The 24,338-nt window shown below is 42.4% G+C and carries 20 protein-coding genes, 1 tRNA gene and 1 pseudogene; 17 read left to right on the top strand and 5 right to left on the bottom strand.

Features of this window, described 5'->3' with window-relative positions; genetic code table 11:
- Positions 1–16 precede the first annotated feature (16 nt).
- The 6 genes from BUB11_RS10395 (at position 17) to mbdU (ending at position 7,291) form a co-directional block, all read left to right on the top strand.
- Positions 17–2,011: a TRAP transporter permease gene (locus BUB11_RS10395; protein ID WP_073029680.1), complete on the top strand. Its 1,995-nt coding sequence runs from the start codon at positions 17–19 to the stop codon at positions 2,009–2,011.
- Between the two features lie 146 nt (positions 2,012–2,157).
- A complete protein-coding gene (locus BUB11_RS10390) occupies positions 2,158–4,278 on the top strand; it encodes an acetate--CoA ligase family protein (protein WP_073029679.1) in 2,121 nt (706 codons plus the stop codon).
- 305 nt (positions 4,279–4,583) lie between these two features.
- Positions 4,584–5,081: an ACT domain-containing protein gene (locus tag BUB11_RS10385; protein WP_427846306.1), complete on the top strand. Its 498-nt coding sequence runs from the start codon at positions 4,584–4,586 to the stop codon at positions 5,079–5,081.
- A 59-nt stretch (positions 5,082–5,140) separates the two neighbouring features.
- Positions 5,141–5,217 (top strand) — tRNA-Pro (locus BUB11_RS10380).
- Positions 5,218–5,568: 351 nt separating this feature from the next.
- Positions 5,569–5,784: an ArsR/SmtB family transcription factor gene (locus BUB11_RS10375; protein WP_073029677.1), complete on the top strand. Its 216-nt coding sequence runs from the start codon at positions 5,569–5,571 to the stop codon at positions 5,782–5,784.
- A 133-nt stretch (positions 5,785–5,917) separates the two neighbouring features.
- Complete coding sequence (gene mbdU, locus BUB11_RS26605) at positions 5,918–7,291, top strand: metal-binding double selenoprotein MbdU (protein ID WP_427846305.1); 1,374 nt, start codon at positions 5,918–5,920, stop codon at positions 7,289–7,291.
- Between the two features lie 256 nt (positions 7,292–7,547).
- Here mbdU and BUB11_RS10355 read toward each other — a convergent pair whose 3' ends face one another.
- A complete protein-coding gene (locus tag BUB11_RS10355) occupies positions 7,548–8,147 on the bottom strand; it encodes a cysteine hydrolase family protein (RefSeq protein WP_073029676.1) in 600 nt (199 codons plus the stop codon).
- 149 nt (positions 8,148–8,296) lie between these two features.
- Here BUB11_RS10355 and BUB11_RS10350 point away from each other — a divergent pair, with 149 nt between their 5' ends.
- A complete protein-coding gene (locus BUB11_RS10350) occupies positions 8,297–8,710 on the top strand; it encodes an Lrp/AsnC family transcriptional regulator (RefSeq protein WP_073029675.1) in 414 nt (137 codons plus the stop codon).
- A gap of 223 nt (positions 8,711–8,933) precedes the next feature.
- On the opposite strand, the gene BUB11_RS10345 is transcribed toward BUB11_RS10350, so the two are convergent.
- Positions 8,934–9,245 carry a LysR substrate-binding domain-containing protein gene (locus tag BUB11_RS10345; RefSeq protein WP_345788576.1) on the bottom strand — a complete coding sequence of 104 codons (312 nt, stop codon included), beginning with the start codon at positions 9,243–9,245 and terminating at the stop codon, positions 8,934–8,936.
- Here BUB11_RS10345 and BUB11_RS10340 point away from each other — a divergent pair.
- The 4 genes from BUB11_RS10340 (at position 9,237) to BUB11_RS10325 (ending at position 12,531) form a co-directional block, all read left to right on the top strand.
- The gene (locus BUB11_RS10340) at positions 9,237–9,662 is read left to right on the top strand and encodes an MFS transporter (protein ID WP_084110238.1); all 426 of its coding nucleotides are present in this window, start codon (positions 9,237–9,239) and stop codon (positions 9,660–9,662) included. The two genes, BUB11_RS10345 and BUB11_RS10340, sit on opposite strands and share 9 nt — an antisense overlap.
- A 126-nt stretch (positions 9,663–9,788) precedes the next feature.
- The gene (locus BUB11_RS10335) at positions 9,789–10,472 is read left to right on the top strand and encodes a CDGSH iron-sulfur domain-containing protein (RefSeq protein ID WP_073029672.1); all 684 of its coding nucleotides are present in this window, start codon (positions 9,789–9,791) and stop codon (positions 10,470–10,472) included.
- A 318-nt stretch (positions 10,473–10,790) separates the two neighbouring features.
- Positions 10,791–11,231, top strand: a complete 441-nt coding sequence (locus tag BUB11_RS10330; protein ID WP_073029671.1) for a MarR family winged helix-turn-helix transcriptional regulator — start codon at positions 10,791–10,793, stop codon at positions 11,229–11,231.
- A 145-nt stretch (positions 11,232–11,376) separates the two neighbouring features.
- On the top strand, positions 11,377–12,531 hold the full coding sequence (locus BUB11_RS10325) for an epoxyqueuosine reductase (RefSeq protein ID WP_073029670.1): 1,155 nt from the start codon (positions 11,377–11,379) through the stop codon (positions 12,529–12,531).
- A gap of 284 nt (positions 12,532–12,815) precedes the next feature.
- Here the strand turns inward: BUB11_RS10325 and BUB11_RS10320 are convergent.
- The 3 genes and pseudogenes from BUB11_RS10320 to BUB11_RS10310 form a co-directional block, all read right to left on the bottom strand.
- Positions 12,816–13,109 (bottom strand): annotated as a pseudogene (locus BUB11_RS10320) (DUF3102 domain-containing protein); the annotation flags it as partial.
- Positions 13,110–13,510: 401 nt separating this feature from the next.
- Positions 13,511–14,530: a spermine/spermidine synthase domain-containing protein gene (locus tag BUB11_RS10315; RefSeq protein WP_073029669.1), complete on the bottom strand. Its 1,020-nt coding sequence runs from the start codon at positions 14,528–14,530 to the stop codon at positions 13,511–13,513.
- 300 nt (positions 14,531–14,830) lie between these two features.
- Entirely contained in the window at positions 14,831–15,265 is a 435-nt protein-coding gene (locus BUB11_RS10310; protein WP_084110237.1) for a PaaI family thioesterase, read from the bottom strand.
- A 726-nt stretch (positions 15,266–15,991) separates the two neighbouring features.
- On the opposite strand from BUB11_RS10310, the gene BUB11_RS10305 reads away from it, so the two are divergent.
- From BUB11_RS10305 to BUB11_RS10280, 6 genes are all read left to right on the top strand, one after another.
- A complete protein-coding gene (locus BUB11_RS10305; RefSeq protein ID WP_073029668.1) occupies positions 15,992–17,746 on the top strand; it encodes an acyl-CoA dehydrogenase family protein in 1,755 nt (584 codons plus the stop codon).
- 62 nt (positions 17,747–17,808) lie between these two features.
- Positions 17,809–18,663 carry a 3-hydroxyacyl-CoA dehydrogenase family protein gene (locus tag BUB11_RS10300; RefSeq protein WP_073029667.1) on the top strand — a complete coding sequence of 285 codons (855 nt, stop codon included), beginning with the start codon at positions 17,809–17,811 and terminating at the stop codon, positions 18,661–18,663.
- A gap of 24 nt (positions 18,664–18,687) precedes the next feature.
- Positions 18,688–19,470, top strand: a complete 783-nt coding sequence (locus tag BUB11_RS10295; protein WP_073029666.1) for an enoyl-CoA hydratase/isomerase family protein — start codon at positions 18,688–18,690, stop codon at positions 19,468–19,470.
- A gap of 78 nt (positions 19,471–19,548) precedes the next feature.
- On the top strand, positions 19,549–20,742 hold the full coding sequence (locus BUB11_RS10290) for a thiolase family protein (protein ID WP_073029665.1): 1,194 nt from the start codon (positions 19,549–19,551) through the stop codon (positions 20,740–20,742).
- Positions 20,743–21,117: 375 nt separating this feature from the next.
- Positions 21,118–22,575, top strand: a complete 1,458-nt coding sequence (locus BUB11_RS10285) for a sigma-54 interaction domain-containing protein (RefSeq protein WP_084110236.1) — start codon at positions 21,118–21,120, stop codon at positions 22,573–22,575.
- Between the two features lie 411 nt (positions 22,576–22,986).
- Positions 22,987–24,333: an MFS transporter gene (locus BUB11_RS10280; RefSeq protein WP_073029664.1), complete on the top strand. Its 1,347-nt coding sequence runs from the start codon at positions 22,987–22,989 to the stop codon at positions 24,331–24,333.
- Positions 24,334–24,338: the final 5 nt, after the last annotated feature.

Below are 24,338 nucleotides of genomic sequence, written 5' to 3'. Positions count from 1 at the left end.
AGGCGGTGAACAGTGCATGAACGACCAACAAGGAAAGAGTGACGATAAAGAGGGGACGAGATTATCAGCCGATGGAATCGCCTCAGAAGAAGTCGTCCAAGAACTCCTGGAAAAATACGACAAGGAATCTCAATTTCGGAAGTTTAAACCCAGAACAAAGCTTGCGTTATTAGTCTCAGCAATCGCTGTTTCATTTTCTCTTTTTCACCTGTGGGTAGCGGGTTTTGGTGCGCTGGAAGCCATTAAGTTACGCTCCATTCACCTGACTTTTGTCATGGTGCTGATTTTCCTGCTCTATCCTGCCCGTAAGAAAGGGATGAGGAGCAAACCGGGCATTATAGACTGGATCATGGTAGCTCTTAGTATGGTAACCGGTCTTTACATGGTATTTGCCAACGAGCAATTAGCACTGCGTGGTGGTCTGCCGATTACCCAGGATTACATCATGGGCGCATTAGGCATCTTGGTTGTGTTAGAAGCCGGACGCCGCGCCCTTGGCAAAGAGTTGCCAATCCTCGGCGTACTGTTTCTCCTCTATGCCTATTTCGGTGAATACGTCCCTGGTACCTTCGGGCACAGTGGTTTCAGCCTGAATCGGATTATAGCTCACATGTATATAGGTTCAGAAGGTATCTTCGGTGTTGCACTCGGTGTTTCGGCCACGTTTATTTTCCTTTTTGTGTTATTTGGTGCTTTCCTTGGGGAAACTGGCATGGCCAAGTTGATTAATGATGCATCAATGGCTATGGCCGGAACCTCACCGGGCGGGCCAGCCAAGGTCGCTGTATTTGCAAGTGGAATCATGGGAACCATCAGTGGCAGCGCGGTAGCTAATGTAGCTACGACCGGTGCCTTTACCATCCCCTTGATGAAGAGCGTCGGCTATAAGCCCCATTTTGCTGCGGCAGTAGAGGCCGTAGCTTCGACTGGTGGTCAGTTAATGCCTCCAGTCATGGGAGCAGCGGCTTTTATCATGGCGGAATTCTTAAACATCCCTTATAAAGACATAATGATTGCCGCACTGATACCAGCGTTTCTCTATTACTTAGCGGTCTTTGCTATGGTACATCTAGAAGCGCTTAAGACGGGATTAGTGGGCGTATCCCGTGAGAAATTACCCATTATGAAAGTGGTTTTAAAAGAGCGGGGTCATCTCGTATTGCCACTCATTGCGATCGTTTACCTGCTTATGAAAGGTGTAACCCCAACGTTTGCGGCTTTTTATGGGATCTTGGTTGCCATTGGGGCCAGCTTCTTGCGGAAAACGACACGCATGAGTTGGCGCGGGCTTCTAATGGCGCTGGAAATGGGGGCTAAAGGGAGCGTGAGTGTAGCTATTGCCACTGCAGTCGTCGGGTTTATCGTCGGGGTATCTTCACTGACGAGCTTAGGCATTACGCTAGGAGACAATATGATTGCCTTTGCTCACGGAAACTTGTTTGCAACCTTAGTTTTGACGATGATCACAGCCATAATCCTAGGCATGGGAATGCCCACCACTGCAGTCTATATCGTGGGTGCTACTATTGCTGCCCCGGCTCTCCTGAAACTGGGGATTGCTCCGTTGGCCGCTCACCTTTTCGTATTCTACTTTGGCAATATCTCTAATGTCACCCCTCCTGTGGCCTTGGCTGCCTTTACAGGAGCAGGGATTGCTGGTTCAAGTCCAAGTCGAACGGGGTGGGCAGCAGCTCGCTTGGCATCAGCTGGGTTTTTGATTCCCTTCATTTGGATCTATTCACCAGCCTTAATAGCACAAGGGAGTATGACCGAGGTGCTTTGGTCGCTTGTGACAGCAACTGTGGGGGTTATTACGCTAGCTTGTGCTGTACAAGGTTATATGCTAAAAGCAACTAATACTATCCAGAGAATATTATTGTTTGTAGCTGCCTTTGGGCTGATTAAGCCGGGATTAATTACTGACACGCTTGGTATTTCGGTACTGATAATTGTATTCCTCTGGCAACGGTTTCAGTGCAATTCAGTTAAGGCCGGCAGTGTTAATGTGTAGTATTTAGTTAAGTTTTAGTTTGTTGTAATTTGCAGACCAAACTTAAGGAAGGGATACACTAACAGGCTGAGCTTAGCAGGCTGCCAGAATAGGGGTAGGCCGTTAAGTATCTGAATATTGTGACTTTCGAGAGGGGGACAGAGGAAATGGATTATTTTATGGAGCCAACAGGGGTTGCTATTATAGGAGCTAGCCAGGATTTTAAAACCATTAATGGTAAAATCCTTAAATATTTACTTAAGCATAAATATCAGGGCCAGATTTATCCGGTAAATCCAAAGTACAGAGAAATTGAGGGGTTGCCTTGTTATCCTTCAGTTGACGCAATTCCAGAACGAGTAGATTTAGCGCTGATTGCTGTGGCCGCAGCGCGGGTGCCCGGAATTTTAAGGGATTGCGGTGCCAAAAAGATTAAAAGGGCTGTCATTTTTTCATCTGGATTTTCTGAAACCGGGTCAGAAGGTAAGAAAATTCAAGAAGAAATTATCAAGATTGCTCAAGAATTTGAGATGCGCTTGATAGGCCCAAATTGCCTGGGTGTCCTCAATGTCTCTACAGGGCTGATCGCTTCTTTCAGTGCCTCGATGGAATTAGACAGCATCAAGGAGGGCCCGGTAGCTTTAGTATCTCAGAGCGGTGCTGTTGGTTTTCTGCTGTTTAATCTATTGCAAGATGCTGGTGTTGGAGTAAACTATGTTATCACTACTGGCAATGAAGCGGATGTAACTGTTAGTGAAGGTTTGGCCTATTTGGTGGAGAATCCGAGTACTAAAGTAATCTTAACCTATTTGGAAGGTTTAAGGGATGGAGAGACCTTTAAAAGGACAATTGAAAAGGCTGCAGAGGCAGGTAAACCAATTATTGCCTTAAAAGTTGGCAATTCTGCCAGCGGTCAAAAAGCTGCCGCTACTCATACGGCAGCCTTAACCGGCTCAGGAGCCGCCTACAAAAGCTACTTTGATAAAATGGGCATCATACAGGCCAAAGACAGTGATGATATTATCGACTTGGCTCAGGCCTTTGTGCCCGGAAAGTTGCCTAAAGGAGCTAGGCTGGGTATTGTAACAATGTCAGGTGGAGTTGGTATCTTGCTGGCAGATCGTTTAGAAGAAGTTGGGCTACAAGTACCACAATTAAGCGAAGCATTGCAAGAAGAGGTGCGCAAGGTCATTCCGGCCTTTGGTTGCGCTCAAAATCCAGTTGATGTCACTGCCCAATCTCTAAACGAGGGAGAAGAGTTTAAGAAATGTTTAAAAATTCTCTTGGAGTCAGATGAACTGGATATGCTGATCGTTGCTATAACTATGGCTACTGGGAAACTGGCAGAAAAAATCGGCCGTGACGTTGCCGAAGCGGCTTTAGAGACAGATAAACCTCTAGTTGTCTGCTGGAGTGTAGGGCAAGTAGCTAAGCCAGGATTTGATGTCCTAAAGGATGCGGGTATCCCCCTCTATCACTCTCCAGCCCGGGCGGCTAAAGTCATGGGGGTTTTATACAACTATGCCAGATTTAAAGATGGCTGGAAAACAACCGTTGCAGAAAAAATAAACATCCCCAGGCAAACCAAAGTCCAAAATGCCCTCAAGGAAAGTAACAAAGCTTTAAGTGAACATGCTACAAAGGAATTGTTAGAACTGTACGGGCTCCCAGTTACTAAAGAATATGTTGCTAAGAGCGCGGAAGAAGCTGTAGCCATTGCTGAAAATATGGGCTACCCGGTAGTGATGAAAATTGACTCTCCTGATATTTTGCATAAAACAGAAGCAGGAGGAGTTGCAGTAAATATTAACTCAGCACAAAGCGTAGAAGCCACCTTTAATGAAGTCATGAAAAGGGCCCTAAATTACAATCCTCAAGCCAAAATCAATGGAATCTTAATGCAGGAGCAAGTTCCGGCAGGAGTAGAGGCAATCATTGGGCTTCAGAGGGACCCGGTTTTAGGTACTCAGATCATGTTTGGTCTCGGTGGGATCTTTGTAGAGGTGTTTAAAGATGTCGTATTAAAGCCAGCACCTTTAAGTCGTGAAGATGCCCTTGAGGTGTTGAATCAGATCAAAGGAGGTGCTCTCTTAAACGGTGTCAGGGGCGGACAGCCGGCAGACAAAGAGGCTTTAGTAGAAATATTGCTTGGAGTCAGTCAATTAGCAGTAGAGGCAGGAGAGGATCTGCTCAGTCTAGATATAAACCCAGTAACGGTTCTGGCCCAAGGCCGGGGCGCAAAAATCCTGGATGGGGTGCTTGTCAGTTCAGGTTTGGACAATAACTAGATTCAGTAAATTACCTCTTGCTTATTAGGACCATATAAGCATGGGCCTGTGGTTTATCTCCGATGAATAACTTAACCATGACTAGCAGTAACTATCTCGGTTCAAGTCGGACTGCTTCTGAAAAGATTGAAGGCGTGCCAGGGTCCTTGCCTGACCATCTGTGCCGTATAATTCTTGGCCGGTTATATCAAGCTCTTCTAAATTATTAGCCTTTGGTTTAAAAATCGTTTTATGCTTTAAACGCTAAAAGCTTACTAAGAGTTGAATGTTCTTGCAATACTCACACAAATTAACATATAATATGCATGAATCATTATTACCGGATAAGGTTAGAAGAGTTAGATAGGGGCGATTTAGTGGCTGGCAAGACTAACGATTTTTTAATTGTCAGTAAAAATATTTTGTCGGAGGCCATTTTAAAGACTGCGCAGGTGAAAGAACTCCTTGTAAAAGGAGATGCCGATACAATTAACGAAGCTGTGGAGCGTGTAGGGCTTAGCCGAAGCGCTTTCTATAAATACAAGGATGGCGTATTTCCGTTTTACGAGGCTAGTCGTGAAAGAATCGTTACCATTTCCTTGATTCTAGAAAACAAAGCTGGTGTGCTTTCTCACGTTCTTAACTTTATTGCCTCAGTAAAGGGTAACGTTCTGACAATTAACCAAGGGATCCCCTTGCAGGGAGTTGCCAATGTCTCGATTTCCATCGAAACTGCTGGAATGGAGGATACTCCGGAGAACCTTTTGACTGGGCTTGGGGAAATTGTTGAAGTAAGAAAAATTGAAGTTATCGGTCAAACTTAGGGTTGCGATTTTGGAGTAAATATGGTATCCTTTAAAAGCCTTAACAAGAGGGCATTAATCGGGGCGTGGCTCAGCTTGGTAGAGCGCTACCTTGGGGTGGTAGAGGTCGCATGTTCAAATCATGTCGCTCCGACCAGTAATATCAAGGCTTTCAGCCTTTTGGGAATATGGCAAAACACCAAATTAATACAACCGTTTTTAATTAGCTTTTTCTAACTAGATTCCTCCCATTTTGGGGGGATCTTTTTTATCTTTTTAAGTAACCCCATTCATAGTTATAGAGGTTTGGACTTTTACCTCTGGCATGACGTGTGCGTAAGTGTCACCTGAAGTGCATTCCTAATATGCCGAGGGATTTGGGGCATCATCGATGAGTTGCCTCACATGGTTGAGTCAAGTGTTGACCGATCTTTAGTGGTATTTATATAAATGATCATTGATATAGATAGTTGTTTATGCTAAACTCAATAACAAAAAGGTGAATGCAATGGAAGATTACATAGAGGAGCAAACATTTTTTAAAGCTTTGGCAGACGCGAATAGGCTAAGGATAATAGAAGTTCTTTCTTTGGAGTGTAAGAGTGTCAATGACATATCAGAGTTAGCTGGGCTTTCACAACCCTTGACCTCGCACCATTTAAAGGTCTTGACGAAGGCCGGGATAACCCGTGCTGAAAGCAGAGGAAGCTTTAATTATTACTGAATAACTAACCCGGTGATCTGGAAGATCATAAAAGACTGTCGAGGTTTTTTGCAATCCATTCGGTGAAAATAAGGGATTAAATCCTATCGTTGCTAGCTTTACTGTACAAAAAAAATGAATTTGGGGTGTTGCTATGATTGAAATGTTCAATACTACTCAACCATCAGCAAATTGCTGAGCTCCGAAAAATGATGCTGGTCAGCATCAATTGGAAACCAACACGGAAAATTGCCAAATCTGTGGTCAATCGCTGAACTACTTTAGTGTGGGTAAAGAAATGACCTGTCAACAATGCGGAAAGAGTGAGATAGGCAACATTAGCTGTCCAAATGGGCATTACATATGTGACGATTGCCACGGGAAACATCTTTTCGAAATCCTTTTGAAGGACATTCAAACAACACAGGAACAAAATCCCTTTGCGATTGCTGAGCGCCTCATGAGCGATGAAAGGGTGCCAATGTTAGGTTGTGAGAACGCCTGGATCGCAGCCGGCTCTTTCCTCGCGGCACTTAAAAACGAAGGAACGCTTAAGATAACCGACAATCAGATTAGCGAAGCTTTACAACGAACGAAAAGACAAGCCATCGGCGGATATTGCGGTTTAACGGGTGTTTGTGGCATTGCCCCAGCCATTGGAGCCTGTTTTAGTGTTATTCTAGGAGCGGCGTGTCCCAAGGATCAAGAAACAGCAAAAACCATGACTGTTGTTGGTAACATCGTTCATGCTATTGCCGCTCTTACTGGTCCGTGCTGCTGTAAGGCTTTTGTCAGGGTTGCCCTCACTGAGGCCGTAGCATCTGCTCGAACGTTCTTTAATGTCTCCCTGGCTGCACCCGATCAGATTGTTTGTACTTATAGCGCACGGCACCCTCATGAATGCCGAGAAGATAAATGCCCGTATTATAAGCAAACGGATAAGGCAACAGAAATTTTTAGCATTTCAAGGGAGGAAGTGAAGCAGGTGCAACATGAGTTAAGCAAAGTTGAACAGCTCCAGAAAAGAGCAATAGAGCTGGGTGCTCAGGGCGCAAAGCTAATTCAGACAAGTTCAATTGCCGTTGCGGAATGGGTACAATGGAAATGCAAATATGGATGCCCCTTTTATAATAAGGATTCATTGCATCCGCCTTTATCGCCAAGCGCGGAAGAGACCAAAAAGGTGCTTAAGGAATATGATAAGGCACTGTTACTTACGGGTTCCGATGGACCGCAATTATCTCAGCACGCAATTAAGCTTGAACATGAGGCCTATGCTATGGGATATTATAAATCATTTGCTTTGTTGGCCTTGCCCTTCGGTACGGGCCCTTCCTGACAAACGGGGCAAAATGTGACTCAGTCTGAGTCACCCGTACCTCAGGGGAAAAACAAAGATGTCAGGCCTTTGATGGAGGCTTGTGGCATAGATGTATTTAAAACAGCCAGAGATAACGGATATCAGGTCGATACTAAAAAAGAAACCTATGGACAGTGGAACTATTTTGCTCTGGTATTGCTTGAATAGACATAATTATTTTATCGAGTGGCCGATTCAAGGCCGCTCTTTTTGTTGCCATAGCAGCTGGGCATAAGGCCTCAAAATATGTTGTTTAAAAGTGTCGTGTTAACGGCAATCTGGAAGGTACAACGTCAACTGAAAAAATGATGCAATATGTGCGATGGAAGAATGGTGTAAATCAAAGCCACTCCTGGAAAATCAATCGGTTTAAGGTAAACCGTATAGTCGCTATGACGGAAGAGAGTTATCTTGAAGATAACATTCATGGGATATGAAGGCTGGGAAGTTTTTTGGAATTCTCGAAACTATATTTTTCATTTAACCCTTTAATCCAATCATCTGTAGAAATCACCTTGGAGAACCGCATAGCTTGAGTAACAAGAATGGCATTGTGAAGTTCCTTCGCTGTTATTTTTCCAGCATAATTTGATACATCCATAGTGCCGGTAGCATCTGACAGAAATTCAACTGAGAAACCTAGATGAACTGCCTGTCTTGCAGTTGTATCGCAGCACATCTGAGTCATGTATCCACAGATGACAACTGTATTTATACCCATTTTCTTCAATAAATTCTCAAGTTCGGTATCTGTAAAACTTCCCGGCAATTTTTTATCAATAATGCATAAATGTTCTTTTTTGAGGATCTCATCAAGAATTTTCCATCCTCTACTGTTTTTAACAAAAGTAGTAGCATTCTTTTGCGGTGCTTCATGTCTGATTAGAATCACTTCTATTTTATTTCGATTGGCTGCATCTACAGCTTTAAGGACATTATCGAAACTATCTTCAGGATACGTAACCGGCATCTTTCCGGTAAAATATTCATACTGTACATCAACCACCATTAATGCTCTATTCATTCATAATTCCTCCAAACTATTCCCCTAAATCTTGTTTGAATTGTTTATCCTGCTAAGTCCTCTGCTATAATTATTATACAGACTAATGTAATTGTGCCGGGAAAGTATCCGACGTTTTTTGCTTTCTCCAGGAAAGGATTTATTGAGAAATGCTTGATAATACTGATTTGAAAATTTTAAAACTATTAAAATCAAACTGCAAAATGCAATTTAGAGATATTGGCGAAGTAGTTCATTTAACCGGACAAGCAGTTTCCAATAGAATTTCAAGAATGGAACATTTCGGAGTAATAAAAGGTTATACCGTTTTGCTTGATGAAAAAATGCTTAATAAATCCTTAACTGCTTACATAACCATTTTTATGAAAACAACTAATCATGAAGTATTTTGCGAATTTTTATCAAATAATGAATCGGTTTTGGAGGCTAATCGGATCAGCGGAGAGGGATGTTATATGCTGAAAATCCAAGTTAATTCCCAAGAGGATTTAAATGATTTTTTAGATTCCGTTTTGAAATATGGAAATTACCGAGTTAATATTTCTATCGGAAAAATCAAATAGGGGTTGGAGTTTTGCCCAACCCTAAAATACTTTATTAGAGTAAATTTGCCGCAAGATTTTACCTCACTTATCTCCATTGTTAATTATCTCATGTTAATTATCTCAATCTTGTATACCAGTTAAACACATATTCGAGGTAAACGAAGCCTTGTTTGCTTTCGACCAAGTACTGCTCGGAGGCTAATGTCGTTCTGAAAGCGACCTATTAGCCTCATTATGTTACCTATTCGGTTAAACGCATGGTGTTTTCAACATAGGACTTAAAATATGTTGCGGCAGGCGACATATACCCATTTGTTCGCCAAACCATTTGAATGACTATTAAACAACGAGGTTCACGGACACGAATCAGTGAAATTTTCTGCATATCAAGTCCAGGCATTAATGGGATGAGTGCAACGCCAAACTTTGCTCCAACAAGTCCAGCAACGGTCCGTTCTTCAAAAGCTTCAAAGGACATTTTCGGATGAAACCCAGTATCATTACAAAGCCCTTCAATGACATCATGTAGTGCAGATTCAGGTCTATAAAGAATAAATGGATCATTGCGGGGCAGTGGGTAGGCAAAGGTTCTCAGAAAAAGATTCTTATTTACTCGGCCATTGCGTTTCTAATTGGAATGTTCCTTTTAAGTCAAGCCCACTCGAGTGGCGTTATTTTGATGGCTGGAGCTATTATTGGTATCGGTTATGGTTCGGTAACGCCAATATTTCAAACACAAATCATTAGTTCGGTGGAACCTCAGCGGATAGGAATCGCTAACTCTTTATTCTTTAACTCGATGGATGCTGGAATGGCAATTGGTGCGTATACTTTAGGCATAGTAGCGGGTGTTACAGGCTATCCTAGCATTTATGAGGTGGGATTTGTATTGATTATCGTTGCTGGCCTTCTATATTTTGCTCTAACACAAAAGAGAAAAACTGAAGCGAGTGAGTTAAGTCTGTCGTGACTCTTCTTTGCTTATGGTGGTTTTCTGAATCATGCTCAGCAGAAGATCAACTGGTTAACGGCTTATGTCGATATTTTAACAGAACAAGAAATCAAATTACGTAAAAAATTTAAAGGGTGATTGCATATGATGGACAAAAATAAACTAGCTAAGATTAAAATATTAAAAAATGGGCCGTATCTTATCACGGGAAATGTTCCTTTGGCGGAAAGGATCATAGTTCCTAAGGGAAAAATCTATGAATATAAAAATGGACGTGAATTGCCGCAGAGTGAAGAATATGCTCTCTGCCGATGCGGTCAAACAAAGAATGCTCCCTTTTGTGATGGCTCACATGAAAAAGTCGGTTTTATCGGAGAGGAGAAGGCATCAAGGGAGACGTTTGAAGACCGGGCAGATTTGTTTGAGGGTCCGGCTCTCGACCTTCTCGATGATAATCGATGTGCCTTAGCGCGTTTTTGTCACAGGAAAGACGGAAATGTATGGGAGCTTACCGAAAACTCGGATAATCCGAACTATAGAGCAGAGGCAATTATTGCAGCATCTGAATGTCTAGCAGGAAGATTAGTTGCCTACGATAAAACAGGAAAACCGATTGAACCTAAGTATGAACCTTCCATAGAAATACTTCAGGATGCCGAAAAAGAAGTCAGTGGCCCAGTTTTTGTTAAAGGAAACATTCCGATTGAATCTTCGGAGGGTTTCACCTATGAAATCAGAAATAGAGTCACTCTATGTCGCTGTGGCAAGTCAAGAAATAGCCCATTTTGCGACGCCACACATATTTCAATAAAATTTTCTGCTAAGTGAGAGTGTTATCGGTTTCCGGTATGTATTGCTGCGATTGACCGATAAAAGTTTAAGTCATGTGGCCATCTCGGCAATTTAAACATTCAATGACTAGCGGATCTACCTCTATAGTTTAAAGGGTGTTGTAGTTATATTGGCATGCAAGAAACGCCCTCCTACGCTGATTTTTAAACGTTAGGAGGGCGCTTCTATTTTAAAACCCTTATTTTTAGACCCACATCCTTGAAGTGTAATGCAATTTGTAATATATTATATAGAAATAATAAGTGTATATACACGTTTTTGGGGTGCATAATATATAGAAGAAGGCGATAATCAATGAAACATATCAGATACGATCTTAAATCTTCTAGCCCTTGTCACTGTTTGAATATAAGGCGCGCTTCCCGGGCGGTAACCCAATTTTATGAAAAGGTTTTGGAACCAAGCGGACTTAAAGTTACGCAGTATTCGTTATTGCGGAATCTAGAACGAGTGGAGTCAGTTAGTATGAGTGCACTAGCCAAAACCATGCGTATTGACCGAACTACTCTGAACCGGAATATTAAGCCACTGATGAATGCTGGTTTAATAATGGTTAATTCTGGAGAGGATTCGCGCTCTAGGCATGTGATGCTCACTGATGCTGGCAAAGCCGCGTTGGTCAACGCTTGGGCGCTATGGGGTGAAGCGCAAACATTATTGGAGGAATATTTGGGAGTGGAAGAATTAGATGTTTTTGAGAAATTGCTTTCAAAACTGGAGGCTCTGACTAGGTAAATCTGTGTTAGGAGGCGAGGTTATGTAGAAATGCTTATTATTGAAGATCTCTATCATTAAATTGGTGTATATACACATTATTACTAAATCTAATTTGACAAAATCAAACTCGGAACTCGTCGGAAATTGAGAGGAGAGACGAAGTATGTCGCTTACAACACAAATTAAAGAATTTGCCTTAGATATAGGGTACAGCAAGGTCGGCATTATTCCTGCCGAAAGCTTTCCTGAATACATCGCTGATTTAACCGATAGACATGAGATGTATTCATTTTATATCAAAGGACCGTCTCGTCCGTTGGTTGCAGCTGAACCCCGTTCGCTGATGCCTACGGCGAAGTCCATCATTACAACAGTTTATGATTATGCACAAAAGAGCTTTCCGAAGGAATTGACCGATAAAATCGGCCGTGTCTATCAAGCGAGGTGTTATAATGCACCAGATGAACGGATCAATGGAGCCAGACCACAACTGATGCGGGAATTTCTGCGCAAACTCGGGTGCGAAGTGGGTGATAAGATAAATTTGCCAGAAAGATTGGTTGCGGCTAAAGCAGGCATAGTAAATTACGGTAGAAATAATTTCGCTTATGCCGAAGGTATTGGCTCTTTTATCTATCTTACATCCTTCGTAGTCGATATAGAGCTTGACTATGATAGTCCAACCGTTGAGGTTGGTTGTCCGGAAGGCTGTTCTGCCTGCATGAAAGCTTGTCCTACGCAAGCCATTTATGAGCCGCTAAAATTGAATCCGCGCCGTTGCATTGCGTTTAATACATTCATAACGCAGGATCGTATGGTTGGAAGTCACATTGAACCTGAAATCCGTGAAAAAATGGGGACGAAGGTTCATGGATGCGACATTTGCCAAGAAGTATGTCCCCGCAATCAGACGAGATTAAAAGAAAAACTGCTGGACGATGAGTTTTTGGTGAAAGTGGCTCAGGATTTCAGTCTCTCACAAATGCTCAATATGACAGATGAATTTTATTCGACTAGAATACAACCGCTGATGTACAACTATATAAAAGAGAGGAAATACTTTCAGCGGAATGCCGCCATTGCTCTTGGTAATCTAGGCGACCCGGCATTTGTTCCCAATCTCGCAGTTGCCATGAATGATCCTGAAGATTTAGTACGTGGTTATGCCGCATGGGCTTTAGGGAAAATCGGTAGCAGATCAGCCAAACAAATACTTAAGGATAATCTTAGCAAGGAAACAACTGAATCTGTAATAGAAGAGATTAGGAACGCTTTATTTAGAAGTGAAATAAGGGGCGAACTAATCGACTTTAGTTGAACGAGTTCACTGGTAAAGACTTTACTTGGTTTCTGCCAGAAGCTTTTGCTTCATAAAGAGCTTTATCAACGATCAGAAATAACTCTTTCGGTGAACAATCAAGATAGGGAGCCACGGAAGTTTATGGCTTCAGTTTATCTAAAGGGTCGAACGCCAGCGAATACCAAAATGGCAATCAGAGACCACAAAGTGGTCTTTTTTCTTCCTCAAGTAGGCCTTGGTGCCTATGTAGTTGTGCCATGAACTCATCAACGGACTTTGTTATTTTGCAACGTCCAAGATTCGGTCAAATTCGTCTGCGCCGACGAATTTGAGCTGCCGCCGTCATCGCTGGAAGCGAACAGTTTATCTCCATATTCTTCAAAGAGCTGTATCAGCCTGTTGGCTGTGCTGGGAATAGCTCACCGATTCGACCAACCATTTTCCCCATTCTCCATGGGGGAGCAAGGCCTTGGCCTCCTTCAGGCGCTTGCCGACCTCGATGGCATTGGTAAGCATGATTTTAAAGTCTGTTGTTTGATCCTATTAATCTCAGCCGCGATGCCTTGCAGTGTACGTTCAATGATTGGTTCATTCATTTTGATTCCCGCCTTTTGGTAGCTTTAATTACAGCATATGTAGACGGGCTTTCGATGGTGAAGGCTTAGGTATAAATGCCAGGACCTAAAGGTTCTGGCTTTAATTTGTTTAATTTGGAAGGAATGAACAGGCGAGATGTGGAATTTCATATACAAGGCGCTGGTTGTCGGCCAAACATCATAGGGTCCTGACGAAGAAAGAAGTGATGAGATGAACTGGAGAAAGAAATTGCTTTTAATCGTAATCATTATTTCTCTAGGGTTTTGGACGCGAAGAAAACGACCGGAGGGATAAGTTAACGGCCTCGGCCTGCTGCAGGTCTTTCCTCGGATCAATACATAAGGTGTGACACTGCTCAGAGGCAAGCTGTCGTGCGACTGTTCCCAGGATAATGATTTTTCTACTGGGCGAGTATCTCTCTCAAAACATCTTTCCCATGTATGATACTCAACAACTCATCTTCCGTTCGTACTACGTCATTCCTGGTCTTGAAGTATCTGTTTACTTTCGTCGCAAGTTCCTTCAAATCTCCGTCAGTAGAGGAGATGAAATCTGTCACACACCTGCCTTCGTAAACGGCGTAAAGATACGGGGCTATGATGTATTTCACGTTGTGGAGCATAGAGTCCTCCACCCAAAAGTCGACATGAGGGAGGTCCCTCTTCTTTTTCATGAGCCTTGTGTACAATCCCAAACCATCTCCGCTAGATTCCCAGAAGTCCACATACACATAGTCGAACTGGTTCAGGAAGTCTTCGTTGTAGTAGTCGAAGGCATCACCATGAATGATTTCAAGTTTCTTAGCGGTTCTAAACTGTGGTCTGATGTATTTTTCAAACAAATCGATGACGTCTTGGTTGATTTCAACGACCGTCACACTTTCTACCTCGTCTTTCAGCAGCCAAAGATAGGGGAGGACCCCGATTCCAAGCCCTATGGTCAGGCATTTCCCATGCCCTTTTTCAGTACCCTCTCCCATGCTCTCAAGTTCGCTGATGGCAGGGGACATCCATATTTTCTTGCCTTCTTTTAAGACTGGCAAATCGATGTCTGCTTCAAAGTACCCGATGGGATGATGGTGAAACAGGTACTTTCCCATAAGCTGATGGAAATTCGTGCTTATTAAAGTTCTTTTCTTGATGGTGGCTTTCTCATAATTCACGGTCTCGGAATCCACGCTGTCAAGTTTGACGTCCTTGAAATATGGATTCTCGGTCAGGACTTTCAAGTCGTATTTCAAGCCCTCTTGAGGCACGTTGTATTTTCTTAATATTTCTATTAGATCCTTTTCCTTCTGCCGCGTAAGTTTCATCCCCATATAATGAGAAATAGTCGTAATGTAGTCACTCACATCAACCATGGAGCGTATGAGGTTCTTCATTGCTATATCAAGTTCCGTATTTCTTTCAAATCTAATCATCTTTTTACCTCGAATCTACTTAAATATTTTTTTGGTATTAAAAAAACGAGTATACTTTGCAACTGGACTTACGCCGCAAAGGCTACTCGCTGTTCATTAATTGTAGCATTATTTGATTTTCTTCGTAAGTAATTTCTTAAGGAGTATTAAGATTTACTAAGCACTCTCAAACTGAAGTGAGCAATTATTCATGATACCGACACCAAAAATTTTCAAAGAAAATGGATAGAACAATAAAAATACCGTCAGATTGAGAACAATCACTGCACTTAACCCAGACCAGAAAGACATACTATTTTCTCACTTGCTCTTTTTCGACGAGTGAACACCATTGACGATTGCCTTGGTTATTCTCGATTCAGCAATTAACTGACCTTCAGAGTCTGTGATTTTGACATTGATAAAGGCTAAACGACGAGTGCGTCTGGCAACCAGAGCTTGAAAGGTCACTTCACCTTCAGTCGTGCCTCGATAAATACTCGTCTGAGTGTCTATGGTGACGGCATGCTCGTCACTGGATAATGATGTTTCAATGGCGACGGAGGATGATACATCTGCCATGAGGTAAATTACGCCTCCATGCAACGAACCCGCAGGATTAATGGTAGAGTCCCCGACGACAATGATCAGGCTGGCTTCTAATTCCCCGACCGAAGATATCTTTAGTCCTAAAAATTTATGAAGGGGCAATTCTTCGATCATGCGTTTAAATGATGCAGCTAAAGCCTCATCCAAATTCCTATATACCTCCTCTTGGCGATTATTGATTGGTATCTCTTACCCTTAAACTTCGTGTTTAGATGCAAAGGGCATTAGCAATCTTTGCCAACAGGTTGATGATACCATAAAAAGATAAAATATAGAATACTCTAAATAATCAATTAACGAATAGAGGTAAAAGGCCTGTACTCATCTTTCATACTTCTAACATGTATCTCTCCATTTTTATTCGCTTTTAGGGCTATGCTTCCTTTATCGTTGACAGATGTTGTAACATTAGGCACTGCTAAGAAAGCTTGTTTTCATGATATGAACCTATATTAATCCCAATAAAATTACTATTTTATTAGACAAAGGTAAATTTTTGACTTAATGACTTTAAATGACCACCTAATTATTTTTCCAAGAATTAGGTGGTCATTTTTGAACGTCATTTTTGACCTTTTTAATCTTCCGATCTCTCTTTTTAGGACTGTTTAATTAGACTCTATCAAATAAAGACTGCTAACCATGAGGCTTGAACTATGGACCAGCAAAAGAATATGACCCAAGATAGTACAAGAACTTACTAACTCTGATGACTGCACTAGGAGTGTTAACAGGCATAATTATCGTGGCACAAAAATTGCATATATTTAAAATATACTGAATAATGCGAAATCTTGTCCCGGAAAACTTAAGAAGGAGGTATAATAGAGTTCATATCCCATAATTATTCTCAATGAAAGTGAGAGTGAGCCAATGAGTAGCTTACCCAAAGGGGGAAGTTTTCTCTTCGGGCAAACCAACCCCCAAGATATATTCACGCCCGAGGATTTTACGCTTGAACACAAAATGATTTATAGGACGACGGCGGGTTTTATAACGGATAGCGTTCTGACCAGAATGGATGAACTGGAGAACAAAAAAGAAGGTCTAATTAATGAACTTCTGGAGGCAGCCGGTGAGTTAGGTCTTAACGGTGCTGATATTTCGGAAGAATATGGCGGCATGGAGATGGATAAAATCAGCACTACCATCATTGCCGAATGTATAGGAAGAGCAGGTTCCTTTGCTCAGACCCAAGGTGGCCAAGCAGGTATTGGCAGTATGCCTATTGTCATGTTCGGAACCCATGAACAAAAGAAGAAGTATCTGCCGGGATTAGCCACCGCTGAAAAAGTCGGGGCCTATGCGTTGACTGAACCGGGAGCGGGGTCGGACGCTTTGTCTGCTAAGACTAGAGCAGACTTAAGTCCTGATGGAAAGTATTATATCCTAAACGGAACCAAACAGTTTATTACCAATGCCGGAATGGCCGATGTATTCATAGTTTATGCCAAAATAGACGGGGATAAGTTCACTGCTTTTATCGTAGACGGAGATTCTGAAGGTCTTTCTACCGGGGCGGAAGAACACAAAATGGGTATAAAAGGCTCCTCCACCCGATCAGTAATCTTCGAAGATGTAAAGGTGCCGGTAGAAAACTTGTTGTTTGAGATCGGTCGAGGTCATGTGGTGGCTTTTAATATACTGAACCTGGGCCGCTTTAAACTGGCAGCTACTTCTGTTGGTATGGCTAAATTTGCTTTGGAGCTAGCAGCAACCTATGCTAATGACCGCAAGCAGTTTGGCATACCCATTGCAAATTTCGGTCTCATTAAGGAGAAACTGGCCGAAATGGCGATTAAAATTTACGTGACCGAGAGCATGGTCTACCGGACTGGCGGCTTGTTAGAGAACATGATGGACAGTCTGGATACCTCGGGTAATGACGGGGGCCTGGTAGCTGCCAAGGGTATTGAGGAATATGCCCTGGAGTGCTCGATGAACAAGGTTTTTGGCACAGAAACATTGGGCTATGCTGTAGATGAAGGGGTACAAATCCATGGCGGGTACGGATTTAGTTCAGAATACACTATTGAAAGACTATATAGGGATGCAAGGATTTACCGTATTTTCGAAGGGACCAATGAAATAAACCGGATTTTGATTCCTACTACCCTGCTGCGTCGAGCGGCTAAAGGGGATTTCCCCCTTCAGGAAGCCATCGAAAAGCTTCAGGGAGAGATCGCCGCCGGAAGTTTGGTCAGAAAAGGGGAAGCGGGGTTAGTACAGGCAGCAAAGGATATCTTCCTGCTGACTATGGGTGCCGGGCTTCAAAAGTATGGGAAAGACTTGCAGAAACATCAAGAAATACTTGGCAGACTGGCTGATTTAGCGATTAGAGCCTTTGCTATGGAAAGCGCCTGGCTTCGGGCTCAAAAGGCAGGAGCCAATGATGGTGGGCCCAAGGCAAAACTTAAGCAGAATATGGCTATGGTCTACATTAATTCTACTGTTGGCCTGTTGGAATATTCGGCGAAAGAAACCTTGACAGCTCTTGCTGAAGGTGAGGAATTGGCAAGCCTACTGGATAATTTACAGAGGTTGACCAAATATACTACACGGAACACGGTAGCTCTAAGACAGGAGATTGCTGCAGCTATTTCAGAAGACGGTAAGTATGCAGTGTAGTTTTTTTGAGGAACTGTGTTATGTCTAAAGTGTAAAGGTTAATTAATAAAGGAGGATGTACAATGGAATTCAAGAAAGCAGCTGTTATTGGCGGGGCAGGCACTATGGGATCTGGTATAGTACAAACCATTGCTCAAGCTGGGATCCAAGTCTTACTCTTTGAAACAAATCTGGAAGTAGCTCAAAAGGGAAAGACAAAGCTGGACAAGGTCGTCCAGAAACTAGTGGATAAAGGTAAAGTATCCGCTCAAGATAAGCAGAATATGCTGGACAAGATCATTTTATGTGACAATTATCAAGCAATGGCTGACGTGGATTTGGTAATTGAAGCAGTTTTTGAGAATATCCAGTTGAAAAAAGAAATCTTTAAACAACTGGATGAAATTGTTAAGCCTGAGGCTATCCTTGCTAGTAACACATCCGCTCTGTCTCTGACGGAAATAGCCAGTGCTACCAAAAGACCGGACAAAGTCATAGGGTTGCATTTCTTTAACCCTGTGCCCGTAATGAAGTTGGTCGAGTTGGTAATGGGTCTGGCGACCAGCGAAGAAACTTATCAGGCTTCAGCGGCTTTTTGTGAACAAATTGGCAAAAAGGTGATCAAAGCCAAAGATACCACAGGTTTTTTAGTGAACTATCTTCAGATTCCGTTGCTTAACGGGGCGGTAGCAGCGTATGAGGCAGGACTATCCTCGGCTGAGGATATCGACAAAGCATGCGTACTAGGGATGAATCATCCCATCGGTCCTTTGGCTTTATTAGATCTGATAGGGCTCGATACTGCTTTAGACGTATTCAACGTTATGTATGAGGGAACAGGAGATATGAAGTTTTGGCCGCGTACTGTTCACAAGCGCCTGGTTCAAGCGGGACATCTGGGCCGAAAAACCGGCAAAGGCTTTTTTACCTACAATTAATAGGTAACGGGAGGAAAAAATATTATGGCTGACAATAAGGTCGTTGAACTTTTGATTACTGAAGGTGTTGGGATTATTACCATTAATAATCCACCTGTAAACGCTCTTACCTTGGATGTTAGAGAGCAATTGAAACAGGTACTGCAGGAGGTAGAAGGAAATGCGGAGATCCGTGCCTTGGTAATTACCGGGGGTGGAGCAAAGTGTTTTGTTGCAGGTGCAGATATTAAAGATTTTCCCAAGCAGATGGAAAGCGGTCCGAGAGATAATGCGACGATCTATAAAGAAATGTTTACTTATCTGGAGGAAACGCCCAGGCCTGTCATTGCAGCCTTAAATGGCCTGGCTTTGGGCGGAGGGTGTGAGTTGGCTTTAGCCTGTGACATTAGGATAGCCGATGAAAAGATGAAGATCGGTTTGCCGGAAGTGACCCTGGGCTTGATTCCCGGACTTGGCGGTACGCAAAGACTGGCGAGGTTGATCGGGCCATCTAAAGCTAAAGAATTGATGTTTACAGGAACATTCATTTCTGCTGATGAGGCTTTACGGATTGGACTGGTCAATCAAGTTGTGCCTCAAGGTACAGCCTTAGGAGAAGCTCTTAAGCTGGCTCAAAAGCTCGCTAAGGGGGCCGGTGTGGCCATGGGTTATGCAAAGCATCTAGTTAATAAGGGGACTGAGATTCCGTTGCAGGATGCACTGGAAATGGAAATGCAACATGTTGAAAAGATCTTTGGTTCAGAGGATCTGCAAGAGGGCATTGAGGCATTTATCAATAAACGCCCTGCAGTGTTTAAGAACAAGTAAATATCAGACAGGAATCATCTCGAGTTCCGGTGGGAGAACCGAAGGTATTTGACTTATAGAATATAGGGAGGTTTTCAAATGTATTCAAAGGCTTATATTCCATATGGGGGTTACTACAGTACACCCTTTGCTCGTTGGCAGGGGAGTTTGCAAAATGAACATGCTGTTGAACTGGCAGGGTCGACAGCTAAAAAATGGCTCGCCACCAAAGAAATTGATCCAAAGATATTTGAATACCTTGTTTTTGGTAAAACCATCGGACAACTGTATACATTTTACGATGCTCCTTGGGCTGCATCTCTAATGGGTGCCCCAAATATTCCTGGTATGCATATTAGTCAGGCCTGCTCTACTTCCACGACAGTTTTAAATCAAGCTGCTGCAGCGATCGAAACAGGTCTTTACGAAACCTCATTTTGCTTGCTGACAGACCGTTGTTCTAATGGCCCGTTCACAATTTGGCCTAACCCAAAGGGCCCAGGAGGCGAAGTGATTAAGGAAAGTTGGATGATGGATAACTTTGACGGTGGTCCCTGGGTCGGGGTTGCCATGATTCAAACTGCTGAAAACGTGGTCAATAAGGCCGGCGGAATTACAAAGGAAGACGTTGATAGGGTTACTGCCAGACGTTACGAGCAATATCAGGATGCTTTATCTAATGATCGAGCGTTTCAAAAACGTTATATGATACCCGCAGAATATAAAATAAGTAAAAAGAAAATGGGCATTGTTGAAGCAGATGAGGGGATTACTCCCACGACTCTGGAAAGTTTGACTCCCTTAAAACCAGTTATTCCAGGCGGGGTACACTCATTTGGCGCTCAAACCCATCCGGCGGATGGCAACTGCGGGCTTATTGTAACCACAAGAGACAAAGCGCGGGAACTGAGTACAGATAAAAACCTGGAAGTTCAGATAGTATCCTATGGTTATGCCCGTGCCGAACAGGCCCATATGGCTATGGCTGTAGTGCCTTCAGCAAGAATGGCTCTAGAAAAAGCCGGGATTGGCATCAAGGACGTAAAAGCAATCAAGTCTCATAATCCTTTTACGGCTAATGATTTGTATATGGCTAACGAAATGGGTCTTGATGTTATGACCATGAATAATTACGGTTGTTCACTTGTTTACGGGCATCCCCAAGGGCCTACCGTCGGTCGGGGAATTATGGAAATGATCGAGGAACTGGCTATTCTAGGCGGCGGTTATGGTCTGTTCACTGGATGTGCGGCCGGCGACACTGGTGCAGCCATGGTTATCAAGGTTTCTTAAACAGGATACAAGAAGCCCAGGGGGAAACCGGTTAATACCCTAATTGTGAATTCTAGCCTTCTTGGGGTTAAAGCAATCATTTAACTCCAGAAGGCTATACAATTCTATAAAAACATAAGTTCCTTGTGACATAAAACCTACATATAGATCCTTGTACCTTGTACACAGTCCTGACACTAAATATTAAAACAAATATTACAATGTCTTTTACAAATGATATTTTTGAACTCTAACCATGCAAATTATGCGATCTAGGCAAATTTCATGACCTATTATGCAACATTTGTTCATGAAAGATTAGAATCGTTCTAATATAAAGGATTGATAAAATCTTGGTCCAGCTTGTTGTTTAGTCTCAAAAAAGGAGTGGATTGAATGGGATTGGCAGGAGAAATAAGTAACCAGGAACTGCCCGAACAACTTCAGAAACGAATCATGGAATTAGAGCACCTAAATAGGGACTATTTGGGAATGCTTGAAAACTCTTATGATGGGTTGCTTATAGCGGATGGAAAAAGCAGAATTTTATATATCAATCCCTCGATAGAACGAATTATGGGGCTTAAGTACCCGGATTCCATTGGTCAAACAACCAAAGGACTGACAGAAGCGGGGATAACTGACGCCAGTGCAACGTTGAAGGTTATTGAGTCCGGTCAGAAAGAAACTGTAGTGATTAACTCGATTAATGGCAAGATTGCTCTAAGTACTGGTGTTCCAAGTTACGATAGTAACGGGAAAATCCACAGGGTCTATTGTAATGTGCGGGATATCACGGATTTGAATCAACTAAAGCAAAAACACCAGCAAACTCAAGTGCTTGCCTTGAAATATTTAGCAGAGCTTAATCAACTTAAGAAAAATAATAACTCGGAGATCATCGCCCATAGCAAAGAAATGCGCAAGGTTATTGATTTGGCGTATCGAGTAGCTAATGTTGACAGTTCGGTGTTGTTGCTAGGCGAGTCTGGGGTGGGGAAAGACTTAATTGCTAAAATAATTCATAAAGCAAGCCCGCGTAATGAAGCGGGTTTGTTTTTAAAAATTAATTGTGGAGCTATTCCTGAGAATCTTTTGGAATCCGAGTTATTCGGATACGAAACAGGGGCCTTTACCGGAGCCAGCAAAGAAGGTAAAGCGGGATATTTTGAGTTTGTCAATAAAGGCACACTTTTTTTGGATGAGATAGGGGATTTACCAAAAAACATGCAGGTCAAACTCTTGAATGTTATTCAGGATCAAAAAGTAACCAGGGTGGGAGGGGTTAAGCCAAGAGAGATTGATGTGCGGATATTGGCTGCCACCAATAAAAACCTTGAGGAAATGGTTATGCGTGGACTTTTTCGTGAAGATTTGTATTATCGATTAAACGTTTTGCCGATCACAATTCCCCCCTTGCGAGAGAGAAGAGAAGACATACTTTTAATTGCTCAACATTACGCGGATCATTTCAACAAAAAATATAATCTCAATGTGAAATTCAGTAAAGAAGCGATTGAAATCTTGTCAAAATATGATTGGCCGGGTAATGTGCGAGAGTTGACCAATTTAGTTGAGCGCTTGATCATTATTGCTCAAGAAACAGTGATAACTCCTGAACACATTCCCCCTAAATATCATTCGGCTTGTGAACCTCTAACGCTAGAATATAATTATCAAGCAAAGACACTTAATGATGCTATGGAAGAATTCGAAAATAAATTTATCGCTCAAATGATTTCACACTGCGGGAGCAGGGAAGAAGCAGCTGTACAGCTGGATATCAGTTTATCTAGTCTAACCAGAAGGATTAGAAGACTAAGAAAGTCAAAATTGACGCTCGTAAATGACTAATAGAGAGTTCTCAAACTAATAAGAATCAGGACGTAAAGAGAAGAAAGGGCCAAATACCGGCTTTAATTATCTGAAAATATTGAATATAAATTCTAATTGAATTGGAATGAATATTGCAACTATTAAATTATGCCTGGCCATGATGGGTCAGGAAAAGGAATTGTCGGGGTCGATAGGAGTTACAAAAATTAATGCGAAAAGGGGTGAGCACCAAGAACAATTTCGGAGTTAAAGCGGAGGGACGTACATTTATCTATCTCTCTGCTAAAAGCGTTGAACGATCTTAAGTGCTTGAGATCCAGCGTGTCAATTAATTCATCGGAATTATTAAAGAGAACGTTATAAGGAACGTTAGGGATGGTTTTAAACCATCAGCCCTATATGGCATTTATAAGGGGAGGTTACACAGGAATGGATAAGAAATCTACAATTTCTGAGATTGTTGATGATTTAGGCGTTTCAAAATATACTTGGACTGTTTATTTTTTAGTTGGTCTGGCGCTTCTTTTTGATGGGTTTGATTATATGATTGTTGCATATACAATGCCGCAGATGGCTAAAGAATGGGCGCTGACAAAGATCCAAACAGGAAGTCTTTCTTCCTGGAGCGTTATAGGTTTAATCTTTGGGGGAGTGATGTCGGGGCTTATCTCTGATTTCATTGGCAGGAAAAAGACACTTATTTTCTTTGTGGCATTTTACTCCTTGTTAACATTGCCTATTTATTTTGCGCAAAGTTTCCAAACATTTGCCCTGCTAAGGATACTTAGCGGTATTGGTCTTGGTGCGTGTATACCTATTGCCATAACAATGATGTCGGAGAATGCACCGACTAAAAATAGGGGTTATTTTATAGGATCAGTCATGAGTTTCTATGTCTTTGGCTGGGTAATTGCCGGTATTGTGGCCATTTACGTAGTTCCTACCTTTGGCTGGAGGGTTGTCTATCTTATCGGAGCGCTTCCTGCTCTGTACTCTTTATTATTGGTTTTCAAACTCAATGAATCTGCACACTGGCTTTTAGGCAAAGGGCGAGAAAAAGAAGCGTTAGGAATCATCAAAAAGATGGAGATAGCTGTTAAAGGTGTAGCAACTGAACGGGCTCTGGGTAGTTTAATTGCACCACCAGCTCGTAAAAAAGTTGGTGTGAGTGCTATCTTTGGTCCAGAATATCGCAAAGTGACTATGACTATTTGGGTATTGTACTTCTTTGGCACAATGGTGATATACGGAATATCAGGCTGGCTGCCTACCCTTCTTGTTGAAAAAGGATATGGTTTGGTTAAGGGTTATTCATTCGCCATTTTACAAAATATATTTGGAATGATTGGCGGGGCGGCTACCGGTTTTGTAGCAGATATTGTTGGACGCAGAAAAAACGTTATTTTTGGTTGGATATTCACAGCCGTAGCAATTCTCTTGCTGGGAGTTGCCGGAAACCAATGGCAAGTTGTTGTATGCGGTGTGATAGTGGGTTTTGCCATAAATTGGGCAATAAGTGGTACACAGCCGATCATGGCGGAAGCTTACCCAACCGAATTCAGAAATACCGGTGTTTCTTGGGCTCAGGCATTCGGTCGCGTTGGAGGATTTATTGGCCCAATTGGTGCTGGTTGGGTACAACAGATGGGTTTCGGATTTACTGGGACTTTCGTATACTTTGCCATCCCATCAGTAATGGCTGCAATGGTTGCATATCTCTTTGTTGTTGAAAGTAAAGGAAAAAGCATCGATAACATTTCCGGTGTTAAAGCCTAAAACAT

This window comes from Desulfosporosinus lacus DSM 15449, from assembly GCF_900129935.1.
Classification (GTDB): Bacteria; Bacillota; Desulfitobacteriia; order Desulfitobacteriales; family Desulfitobacteriaceae; genus Desulfosporosinus; species Desulfosporosinus lacus.
This window is presented reverse-complemented; position numbering and strand designations above follow the sequence as displayed.

Bases quoted from the DNA above. Each gene is read 5' to 3' on its own strand.
- BUB11_RS10395 (WP_073029680.1), top strand. From the start codon at position 17: ATGAACGACCAACAAGGAAAGAGTGACGATAAAGAGGGGACGAGATTA.
- BUB11_RS10390 (WP_073029679.1), top strand. From the start codon at position 2,158: ATGGATTATTTTATGGAGCCAACAGGGGTTGCTATTATAGGAGCTAGC.
- BUB11_RS10385 (WP_427846306.1), top strand. From the start codon at position 4,584: ATGAATCATTATTACCGGATAAGGTTAGAAGAGTTAGATAGGGGCGAT.
- BUB11_RS10375 (WP_073029677.1), top strand. From the start codon at position 5,569: ATGGAAGATTACATAGAGGAGCAAACATTTTTTAAAGCTTTGGCAGAC.
- BUB11_RS10355 (WP_073029676.1), bottom strand. From the start codon at position 8,147: ATGAATAGAGCATTAATGGTGGTTGATGTACAGTATGAATATTTTACC.
- BUB11_RS10350 (WP_073029675.1), top strand. From the start codon at position 8,297: ATGCTTGATAATACTGATTTGAAAATTTTAAAACTATTAAAATCAAAC.
- BUB11_RS10335 (WP_073029672.1), top strand. From the start codon at position 9,789: ATGATGGACAAAAATAAACTAGCTAAGATTAAAATATTAAAAAATGGG.
- BUB11_RS10330 (WP_073029671.1), top strand. From the start codon at position 10,791: ATGAAACATATCAGATACGATCTTAAATCTTCTAGCCCTTGTCACTGT.
- BUB11_RS10325 (WP_073029670.1), top strand. From the start codon at position 11,377: ATGTCGCTTACAACACAAATTAAAGAATTTGCCTTAGATATAGGGTAC.
- BUB11_RS10315 (WP_073029669.1), bottom strand. From the start codon at position 14,530: ATGATTAGATTTGAAAGAAATACGGAACTTGATATAGCAATGAAGAAC.
- BUB11_RS10305 (WP_073029668.1), top strand. From the start codon at position 15,992: ATGAGTAGCTTACCCAAAGGGGGAAGTTTTCTCTTCGGGCAAACCAAC.
- BUB11_RS10300 (WP_073029667.1), top strand. From the start codon at position 17,809: ATGGAATTCAAGAAAGCAGCTGTTATTGGCGGGGCAGGCACTATGGGA.
- BUB11_RS10295 (WP_073029666.1), top strand. From the start codon at position 18,688: ATGGCTGACAATAAGGTCGTTGAACTTTTGATTACTGAAGGTGTTGGG.
- BUB11_RS10290 (WP_073029665.1), top strand. From the start codon at position 19,549: ATGTATTCAAAGGCTTATATTCCATATGGGGGTTACTACAGTACACCC.
- BUB11_RS10285 (WP_084110236.1), top strand. From the start codon at position 21,118: ATGGGATTGGCAGGAGAAATAAGTAACCAGGAACTGCCCGAACAACTT.
- BUB11_RS10280 (WP_073029664.1), top strand. From the start codon at position 22,987: ATGGATAAGAAATCTACAATTTCTGAGATTGTTGATGATTTAGGCGTT.